Origin of the sequence: Variovorax sp. OV700 (assembly GCF_900099805.1) — a bacterium.
Lineage (GTDB): Bacteria > Pseudomonadota > Gammaproteobacteria > Burkholderiales > Burkholderiaceae_C > Variovorax.
On sequence record NZ_FNDR01000002.1, the window covers coordinates 710062 to 719242 of the forward strand.

General features: G+C 62.1%; 8 protein-coding genes and 1 pseudogene. 2 read left to right on the plus strand and 7 right to left on the minus strand.

Features of this window, described 5'->3' with window-relative positions; genetic code table 11:
- The first annotated feature begins 8 nt into the window (after window positions 1-8).
- The gene (locus BLR24_RS07065; protein WP_093014849.1) at window positions 9-569 is read left to right on the plus strand and encodes a TRAP transporter small permease; all 561 of its coding nucleotides are present in this window, start codon (window positions 9-11) and stop codon (window positions 567-569) included.
- A gap of 19 nt (window positions 570-588) precedes the next feature.
- Window positions 589-1869 carry a TRAP transporter large permease subunit gene (locus tag BLR24_RS07070; RefSeq protein WP_093014611.1) on the plus strand — a complete coding sequence of 427 codons (1281 nt, stop codon included), beginning with the start codon at window positions 589-591 and terminating at the stop codon, window positions 1867-1869.
- A gap of 355 nt (window positions 1870-2224) precedes the next feature.
- Here BLR24_RS07070 and BLR24_RS07075 read toward each other — a convergent pair whose 3' ends face one another.
- The 7 genes and pseudogenes from BLR24_RS07075 to BLR24_RS31010 form a co-directional block, all read right to left on the minus strand.
- Window positions 2225-3364 (minus strand): ABC transporter substrate-binding protein, encoded by a 1140-nt coding sequence (locus tag BLR24_RS07075; protein ID WP_254787196.1) that lies wholly within the window; start codon window positions 3362-3364, stop codon window positions 2225-2227.
- A 348-nt stretch (window positions 3365-3712) separates the two neighbouring features.
- Window positions 3713-4141, minus strand: coding sequence for a hypothetical protein (locus BLR24_RS07080; RefSeq protein ID WP_175543211.1), 429 nt, complete (start codon window positions 4139-4141; stop codon window positions 3713-3715).
- On the minus strand, window positions 4138-5160 hold the full coding sequence (locus BLR24_RS07085) for a hypothetical protein (protein ID WP_093014614.1): 1023 nt from the start codon (window positions 5158-5160) through the stop codon (window positions 4138-4140). Before BLR24_RS07085 ends, BLR24_RS07080 begins: the two co-directional genes overlap by 4 nt.
- Window positions 5160-5504 (minus strand): PAAR-like domain-containing protein, encoded by a 345-nt coding sequence (locus tag BLR24_RS07090; protein WP_093014617.1) that lies wholly within the window; start codon window positions 5502-5504, stop codon window positions 5160-5162. Before BLR24_RS07090 ends, BLR24_RS07085 begins: the two co-directional genes overlap by 1 nt.
- Window positions 5505-5506: 2 nt before the next feature.
- A complete protein-coding gene (locus BLR24_RS07095) occupies window positions 5507-6676 on the minus strand; it encodes a DUF2169 family type VI secretion system accessory protein (RefSeq protein ID WP_093014620.1) in 1170 nt (389 codons plus the stop codon).
- Window positions 6673-8976 carry a type VI secretion system Vgr family protein gene (locus BLR24_RS07100; protein ID WP_093014623.1) on the minus strand — a complete coding sequence of 768 codons (2304 nt, stop codon included), beginning with the start codon at window positions 8974-8976 and terminating at the stop codon, window positions 6673-6675. The genes BLR24_RS07095 and BLR24_RS07100 overlap by 4 nt, the downstream gene beginning before the upstream one ends.
- A 98-nt stretch (window positions 8977-9074) precedes the next feature.
- Window positions 9075-9181 (minus strand): annotated as a pseudogene (locus BLR24_RS31010) (type VI secretion system tube protein Hcp); the annotation flags it as partial.

Here is a 9181-nt window from a genome sequence, read left to right on the forward strand (position 1 = left end):
GTCCCATCGTGAACAGACTCGTCGACGCCCTTTGCCGTCTCTTCGAAACACTCTTGGTCATCTTGCTTGCACTGATGGTGATCCTGGTGTTCGGCAACGTGGTCCTGCGATACGCGATGAACTCGGGCATCGCAGTGAGCGAAGAAGTCTCGAGGTGGCTGTTCGTCTGGATGGTTTTCCTGGGCGCTGTCGTTGCGCTGAAGGAGCACGGACATCTGGGAACCGACATGCTGGTTTCGCGCCTGCCGCTCGTGGGGAAAAAGGTATTCGCGGTGGTTGCCCACTTGATGATGCTCTATGCCACCTGGCTGCTGTTCTCGGGCAGCTGGGCCCAGGTCCTCATCAATCGCGAGGTACTGGCACCCGTGTCCGGTGCCTCGATGGCAATCTTCTACGGATCCGGTCTGGTCTTCGCAGGATGCAGTGCGCTCCTCCTGCTGATGCAGCTCTGGCTGATCGTCTCGGGCACCGCCACTGAAGCTGATCTGAGCATGAGCCAGGAAAGCGAAGAGATGGCCCAGCTTGAAGCGCTGCACCTCGATCAGAGCCAGCCCTTCAAGAAGCAATGAGCGCGCGGAGACATACGACATGACCATATTCATCTTCATCGGCTCGCTGCTCGGCGTGATGGCACTGGGCGTCCCGATCGCCTATGCCCTGCTTCTCTCTGGCGTGGCCCTGATGTGGCACCTGGACATCTTCGACGCGCAGATCCTGGCCCAGAACGTCATCAACGGCGCCGATTCGTTCCCGCTGTTGGCCGTGCCTTTCTTCATGCTTGCGGGCGAGATCATGAACGTCGGGGGTCTTTCACGACGCATCGTCAACCTGGCGCTCCAACTCGTCGGTCATCGACGCGGTGGCCTTGGCTACGTGGCCATTGTGGCAGCCTGCATCATGGCGGCGCTGTCGGGCTCCGCCGTGGCAGACACGGCCGCGCTGGCTGCGCTGTTGCTGCCGATGATGGTACGGGCGGGTCATGACAAGGGCCGCGCAGGCGGGCTCATTGCATCCGCAGGCATCATCGCCCCGATCATTCCACCATCCATTGGCTTTGTGATCTTCGGCGTTGCGGCCAATGTATCGATCTCCAAACTGTTCCTGGCTGGCATCGTGCCGGGGCTGCTGATGGGATTGAGCATCGCCATCACGTGGTACCTGGTGGCCAGCAAGGAGGACATCGTTCCGCCGCCTAAGGCAACCTGGCCAGAGCGCGTTCAAGCGCTGAAGGAGTCCACCTGGGCACTGGTGCTACCAATCATCGTCATCGTGGGCTTGAAGTTCGGAGTCTTCACGCCGACGGAAGCGGCTGTCGTTGCCGCCGTGTATGCGCTGCTGGTGTCTACGTTGGTGTACCGTGAACTTTCACTGAAGCAACTGTATGGCGTGTTCGCGAGTGCCGCGAAGACGACGGCGGTAATCATGTTCTTGACCGCGGCGGCAATGGTCTCGGCCTGGCTCATCACAGTCGCCGATATCCCGGCGCAGACGGTGGATCTGCTGAAACCCTTCATGAGCAATCAGACAATGCTGCTGATCGCCATCATGGTGCTGGTCATGTTGGTCGGAACGGCGATGGACATGATCCCGACCGTCCTCATTCTCACGCCCGTGCTGATGCCCGTCATCAAGGCCGCTGGCATCGATCCGATCTACTTCGGTGTTCTCTTCATCATGAACAATGCCATTGGCCTGATCACGCCGCCAGTGGGTACGGTGCTGAACGTGGTGGCTGGAGTCGGCCGGATGAAGCTGGACGAAGTCACCAAAGGTGTACTCCCTTTCATGCTCGCGGAGTTCATCGTGATGTTCGTTCTGGTGTTTTTTCCGTGGCTCGTAACAGGCCCGGCGAGGTGGTTGGGCGGTTGATTGGGTGAAATTTCTCAAGCTGTAAACCGATTACGCCGGGAAGCGTGAACAGCTCGAGGCAGGGCTTGTCATTTGGCGATTGACGACTACTCGCACCCGGGCTTAAGCCAGATGCTGCTTGACGAGGTCAACCAGCGCCTGCGCCTTCCCGCTGGCAGTGCTGCGCGACCACAAGACCTTGGACGTCAAGGTCCAGGAGGTAATGATCGACAGGCTCAGACTATAAGTCGCGCCGTTTCGCCGGCCCGCCGCTCTGCCTGGGCATTGCAGCGAAGTCCCGCAGGATCATCGCCACTCCAGCCCCAAAAGGTCGGCGGCGTTCTACTCCGACACGAAGCGCCGGTCAGGATGCCAGTCATTGCTGAACCCTGCCGCCGTTGCTAACGATCGAAAGCTCGACGAACTTCGAACCGCTGCGCGCGCCGCTGCCGAAACCGATGACGTAGTCCCCGAGGTCGTAGTCGTTCATCGCATTGAGGGTGGCGATCATGCCTTCGCGCGTGGGAGTGCGGCCCTGGCGCTGCACGGCTTCCACGATCACGCGCCCGGCGATGTAGCCCTCCATCATCACGTAGCTTTTCGGTTCCTTCGGCTTTTGCTGGGCCACGGCTTCGGTGAACTCGCGCACCAGGCGGCTGGTGTTCTTGTAGGGATTCGGAGTGACCTGGGAGATGACCACGCCCTTTAGGTGGTCATCTCCCAGCCGCTGCGACAGTTGCTCGATGTCCGCGCCCGAGTACGCGAAGAGCTGCGCCGTGCCGCCGCTGAGACGGTAGGCCTCGATGAAGGCCGCGGTCGGGGCGCCGTTGACCACCAGGATGATGGCTTGGGGCGCAGCCTTGGTGAACATCTGCACCGCATCGGCAATCGATGTGTTCGCGCTCCGGTTGCCGCTCGCATAGGAAGCGCGCGCCAGGAAGCGGACCTTGGCCTGCGCGGCCGCCTGGTCGGCCGCCGCGACGATCGCATCGCCCCCCGGGCCCGCCTCGTAAAGCAGGCCCAGCTTGGTGACGCCCACGGTCGCCAACTGGTTCGTGAGCTTGGCCAGCTCGCTCGGAATGTCGGCGCGCACGTTGAAAAGCTGCGCGTGCGCAGGCGCGATGTCGCTCGTGCGGTAACCCACGAGCGCGATATGCTGCTGCTCCAGCAGTCGCGAGGCCAGCAGTTCGCGCAGATTCTGGCTTCCGAAGTAGCCCGCCAGCACCAGCGGGCGCTTTTCGGTGAGCAGCTTGCGGGTCTGTTCAACGGTGGATTCCGGGCGGCTGCCATCGTCCTCGGTCGTCAGTGCGAAGGTGTGGCCGTTCATGCCGCCTCGGCGATTCGCAGCCTCGAACGCCAGACGCAAGCCGGCGGCATAGCCCATCCCCTGCTTGGCTTCCAGCCCGCGAATGGGTGCTACCTGTGCCACCAGTACCTCAAGGGCACATGCATTGCTCATCGCCGCCGTCGCGATTGCCATGCCTGTGAGCCACTGTGCGAGTCCACCGTGTTTCATGGCCAGTTTCCTCTTTTGTATTAATGAGCGTGGAATATATGCAACATATTGATACGTCATCCAAGGGGAATCCCGAATGACTGTTCGCTCGCATGAGCTGCTGCAGGATTGCGAACCGAACCCTCTGGGCGCACATCGTTAATCAGGTCTGCTGGTGGCACGCGGCGCTTCGGTTTCACCGCGAGCAGCTCAAGGACCGATTCGCACCAAGCGCACATCCGCTGGCAAGGCCTGGTCCGCGAAGGGGTCGCCTGTCACGTATCCCAGCTGTGCGGGCTCCTCAGTGGGAACAGGGCCGCAAGGGTAGCGCTCTTGAGCGATGCTGCTGAAGTCATGGCACGCGCCCTGCTACGTCGAAGCCCCGTCGTTTTCGCGGCCGGGCTCCCGAATGACATAGCGGTCGTTCTCGTCCAGCTCGTCAGGGTCTACCAAGACAACCGAACATTGGCCGGTATTGGAGACGCGAATGAATGAATACGGATTCGCTGTTTCGTCGTTCGCCAGGAGCAAAGATCTATCGAGCGTCCGAGCCAATCGAGCGGCCGCCTCGGGAACGTCAGGGCGCGGCAAGGCCTCGGGGAGATAGAGGGTGATAAGTTGCGAGTAGCTGTCTACAGAATGAGGTTCAACGACGCATGTGACGGGCGCATCTTCGACTTCTCTGATGCTGTGGACAACCTCCACGCTCTCGGTGGAGACGTTGAGCATTGCCGCTATGCAACGCTGCAGGAGGCCATCATCGGCAGGGCTTTCCAAGGAGGCATCAAACCAGATCATTGTCCGAGTCTCCAGATTTCGAGCGCTCGTTGAGCAGTCATATCGTTGGTTGTACGAATCGCATTTTGCATCGCCTGCGGTGTGTTGCCTTGTGAATTGAAGATTCCCAGCGCCTTGAACTCACCGCGGTCGAGCGGATGGAAACCCGGTCCGCTGTGCGGCACCAGATGGTTGTCAAAACGCTGATACGTTCTTCCGTTGACCGTGTACAGGTTCCCGTTTCTTGTGCCCTGCCCGTTGTTGATGGCCTCGACGTCAGCCTTCATATCCACAGACGGGTCGGCCACGGTATTTTTTTCCTTGGGTCGGCTGTTTTCCTTGACTCCGCGAATGCTGTGCCGCGAGGTGAGGGGCGGCTTGAAATTCCAGACTCTCTTCGGCCCGATATACAAGCCACTGGTTTGCTGAGGCGGCAACGGCCGAAGCTGCTGACCCTTTGCTGCGAACGTCGCTGCACCAGCTCCCAGCACGCCCGCTGTCGCCAAGCCCGCCTGCGCGGCCACGGTTTCATTCGCACCGAGCCATCGCGCACCCAAAACTCCGGGTATCGACGTCGGCATCAAGGCCATGCCCAAGTTGTTTCCCGAACGCCGGAAGAGCTCCCTTTCCGGCTCGCTCATGTAGTCGGCAGGCATGGTCTTGTAGGGCGCGCTCACGTCGTACAGAGACTGAACCTTGTTCACCGCCCCACGCAACTGGACCGCGTCCTCCGCGCTCAACGCCAGCTCGCCTCTGTCATAGGCTATCAACTGGTCGCGAGCCCGCGTGTACTTGGCCTCCTCGAGTTGGCTCGGCCATTGCTTGCATTCCTGGTAGCGCGCATTGATGACCCACGGATCGCGCCAGGACTCGTCCTTTGTGGCGATCCACTGGATCCAGCCCATCGCGCTCTCCGCTTCCCGGACATCACTCCAGATCCTTTCACAGTCCTTCTTTTGAAGCATCCTGGGCGGTGTGGGCACCACCTGCGTATGCAAGCGACCGATGGTTCCGTTGCCGCTGAATGGTGTGTCGCCCATCAGCCCGCTGCTCCGTTCATCTCGCAGAGATCGCCATGGCGCGCTGCCGCCCGGCTTTCCACGAAAACGGTCTTTGAACCCGTGATGACCTTGACATTGCCGGCGCCGAGGGAAACACCAGATCGCACACCGCTTCCGGCATTGCCCGTCACTCCTTTCACGACGCTGTCGACCATCAGCACTTTTTCGCTGTGCGCGAACACCGAATGCGCATACGCGGCGCGTTCCGGAGGCAGGATGGCGACGATGTCGAAAGGAACAATTCTGTTGCCGACTTTGCAGAAGTCCGGCGTCACGTTGAGCACCATGAACTGCGTCTCGGCATCGGCGATGTGCTTTTCCATGGTCACGAGAGAACTCCCTCGATGAGGTCTTCGTCACGAACTGCGTTGTCATCGGTCGATTGGTCGCGCAACTCGACTGCAACGATGTCGCGCGTTTGATCGAGGGTCAACCGCCAGGTGAGGTGGACCCGCATGTCGTCGAGGTCGATGTGCACGGTATCCAGCTTCATCGCCTCGCGGTGCCGTTCACCGTTTTCGGCTTCGCATGTGGCTTCGATCCGAACATGGGGCAGTTGCATGTCGATGGCGGACGCGGAGACGAAGAATCCGGCCAGGTGGATCGCCTCGTCGCCGACGAGCCCGCCAGCGATCACCTGGTCGCCCGGCGCGTACTGGAAAAACCTTTCGTCGAAGTCCGAGGCATAGTCCATGACGGTCTCGTGTTCGAAGCGCTTGCGCCAAGCGTCGTCGTATGTACCGGCCAAGGCGACACGCGGCTCCCAGAACCGGGCGATCGGCGCCAGTCCAGCCACGAGAAGATCCTGGTTGCCATCCGGAATGGGGGCATCCGCGTATTCGATCTGCGGTGCCGGCACTGTCTTGCTGTCTTCGTAGCAGTCGCGGGAGTCATCCTTCCTGGCAGCCGCTCCAAACCAACCTGTGCCGCAAGGATTCTGGCTATACGTGCGAGGTGATGCGGAGGGATCGTCTCCCTTGTCGAACCACCAACCGCCATAGGCGAGTTCGTAGCGAAGCTGGACCTCGCGCGTAGGCTCGGCATCAGACAGCGCGTGGTGCCCCGGCTCCGGGCCCTCTGTCCAACGCCGGGGCCCCGTCAGGCGAAGCGTCTTATGCAACAGCAGCTCTCCCCGGCGTTTGACGGTGAGCGCGACGTTCCATGCCTTGCATGCTCGCCGGTCGAAGGTGCGCGCCGCGCCGGTCACGTACACATCTGTCGCGGGCTTGACCAGCAAGACATCGGTGGCGGCGCGCAGGCTCGACAACTCGGCGCGTGCAGGATCCCAGAATTCGTCCGCAAGGACTGGTCCTCGGTGCCCTGCAGCGGGCTGCAGGCGGCCCGCCTCGAGAACAAAGCTCGCACAGACAACCACGACGTCGTAAAAGCGTCGGCCCTTGCCCATCTTGTCGAACTGGAGATGAGGAAACGGCGTCGCATTGCGCACCTGCTGAAGGCGTGGCGCCGGAATTGGCGGTGCCGATGCCGCGCTCATCGGGAGCTCCCCGGTGTGCCATCCACCCGCTGAGGAAGTGCCTCTTTCGCACTCATCATCCCCTTCACCGCGGCCGATGCGACACCCAGCAGCTGTGCGGGGCCTTTTCCTCCGCTGCCCCCTCCCGCCGAGGAGACTTGCTGGGCAACCGAGGCCAGTTGAGAAACCTTGCCCAGAAGTTGGCCCGGATCGCTCATCAGCTTGTCGAGGCTCGCCGCCGGGCTGTCAGGAGGCTGAAATGGCGGTGCCACGGGAACGGCCGAAGGCTGCAGGGCGGCTTGCCCCCCGGTCGGATTCAACCAGATATTTTCTCCATTGACCGTGACATCATCGCCCTGTGCCGTGATGTTGATCTTCTTTCCCGTCACGGCAATGGAGCCATCTGCCGTCAACTGCACGACCGATGCACCAACGCGCAGCGAGATGGTCTTGGCGTCCATTTGAATGTGGCTGCCTTTGTCGCCTCCCACTGAAAGGGTGTATTGCTCGCCGACCTTGGTGGTCTGCGTCTTGCCGACGAAGGTGTTGTCCGTCATGCCGACGACGGTATTGCGCAACATGCCGACGTTGAACGAGTAGGCCAGGCCGATATTCACCATCTTGGCGAGGCCCACGTTGTGCATGTAGGCCATGCCGATGGTGGAGATCTGATTGCGCTCCACCTTTTTGCTGCGGTCGTTCCCCACCCAGTGCGTTTCGTCCTTCTCGACCTCGATGTCCTGGTTGCGCTCCGCATGCAGCCACACCTGCTCCTGCCCCTTCTTGTCTTCGAAGCGCAGCGCGTTGGCGTTGGCATCCGTCGCGCCTTCGGAGCTGCGCGTGAGCAGGCCACTTTGCGTGGCGTTGTCCGGCAGCTTCCACGGCGGCATGTTGTCGGCGTTGTAGACGCGCCCGGTCACGATGGGACGGTCGGGATCGCCGTTCTCGAAATCGACGATCACCTCCTGGCCGATGCGCGGAATCTGGATCCCGCCGAAGTGGGTGCCGGCCCAGGGCGAGGACACGCGCACCCAGCACGAACTGTTCTCGTCCTTGGTGCAATAGCGGTTCCAGTGAAAGCTCAGCTTCACGCGGCCGTATTCGTCGGTCCAGATCTCGCGGCCAGCCGGCCCGGTGACGATCGCCGTCTGCGGACCCCTGGTGCGCGGCCTGGGCGCCAGCGGTGCTGGCGCCCGGAACACCTTGCTGCTTGGAATCACCTCGAAATCCACGCGGCACTCGAACTCCTGCTGGTCGCTGGCATCGCCCACGTCCTGCAGCCGCAGATGGGCGTCGGTCACCAGGTACTGGCGGTTCGACTCGTTCTGAGGATGGCGCTCCAGCGTGAGCAGATACCCCGGCACCACCGCGCGGAGATTGCCCGAGCCGCTGGCGCGTTCGCCCTGGCTGCCGATCTCTTCCATGCGCGTGCGCACGAGCTGCTCGCCTTCGGTCTCCACCACGTAGTCGCCCGGCCAGCCATAGCGCTCCCAGGTGTTCTGCGCGGTTTTGCGCGGCATGGCGCTGACCTGCTGCAACTCGGCCTTGGGGCGCTTGAAGTCGAAGTCATCCGTGACCCAGCGGCTACTTTGCAGCTCCTCGCAGGCATTGAAGCGGTCGCAACGTTCCTCGCGCACGGTGGCATCGGCCGCGTGGAAGGGAATGCGCTGGTAGCCCGCATGGGCAAAGGGCTGGTGCGACGCCATGTCGTCGACGATGACCAGTTTGTGATTGCCCTCTTCGTGCTCGAAGTAGAAATACAGGCCCCACTCGTGCAGCAGCCGCGCGACGAAGTCATGGTCGCTCTCGCCGTACTGCACCTGGAACTCGCGCGGCGGATAGCTGCGGGTGGCCCGCACGTCGAACGAAAAGCCGTACTTGCCGAGAACATCCCGGGCGATGTCCAGCACGTTCTGGTTCTGGAAGATGCGGTAGTCGCTGGTGCGCGTGGCCAGGGTGAGCCAGGGTTCGATCACGGCTTCGTACAGTGCGCGCCGGTTCTCCAGCCGCAGGAAGCGCACGCGCGTCACCAGGCCCGAGATGTGGCGCCGCTGCGGCCCCGCACCCGGACGCCCATCGAGCACGATGTGGGCAGTGAGGCCCTCGCCCACCAGTTGCTTGATGGCCACGTTGGCGGCCTGGCGCTCGTTGTAGCCGGGCTGCTCCGGCGTGGCCAGGGTCAGGGTGTAGCGAAACAGGCAGCTCATCCCTTCATCGCCCTCGATGGCAATGGGCTCCAACGCCGGCTCGCCGCCCAGCGCCGGCATGGCGGACGAAGAGACACTGAGAACACGCGCAAGCTGCGCGGAGCCTGTTGGCATGAGATCCCCCTGAGTTGACCCTACGGAAAGAGGCGTGGCCGGGATGCCCGGGGACCTCATGCGCGCTGAGGCCCTGGAGGCATCGAACGACGAGAGGCTCAGGCCTCCTTGTTTTCCTTGATGTTCCAGGCCAGCACGGTCTCGGCGCCCTTGCCGCCCTTGTCCGTCTGCTCCCAGTACTGCTGCTTGACCTTGGCGGCCTGGA

What these genes read in the sequence shown, in the direction of transcription:
- BLR24_RS07100 (WP_093014623.1), bottom strand. Translation starts at nt 8,976, where the DNA reads ATGCCAACAGGCTCCGCGCAGCTTGCGCGTGTTCTCAGTGTCTCTTCG.
- BLR24_RS07090 (WP_093014617.1), bottom strand. Translation starts at nt 5,504, where the DNA reads ATGGAAAAGCACATCGCCGATGCCGAGACGCAGTTCATGGTGCTCAAC.
- BLR24_RS07075 (WP_254787196.1), bottom strand. Translation starts at nt 3,364, where the DNA reads ATGAAACACGGTGGACTCGCACAGTGGCTCACAGGCATGGCAATCGCG.
- BLR24_RS07095 (WP_093014620.1), bottom strand. Translation starts at nt 6,676, where the DNA reads ATGAGCGCGGCATCGGCACCGCCAATTCCGGCGCCACGCCTTCAGCAG.
- BLR24_RS07085 (WP_093014614.1), bottom strand. Translation starts at nt 5,160, where the DNA reads ATGGGCGACACACCATTCAGCGGCAACGGAACCATCGGTCGCTTGCAT.
- BLR24_RS07080 (WP_175543211.1), bottom strand. Translation starts at nt 4,141, where the DNA reads ATGATCTGGTTTGATGCCTCCTTGGAAAGCCCTGCCGATGATGGCCTC.
- BLR24_RS07070 (WP_093014611.1), top strand. Translation starts at nt 589, where the DNA reads ATGACCATATTCATCTTCATCGGCTCGCTGCTCGGCGTGATGGCACTG.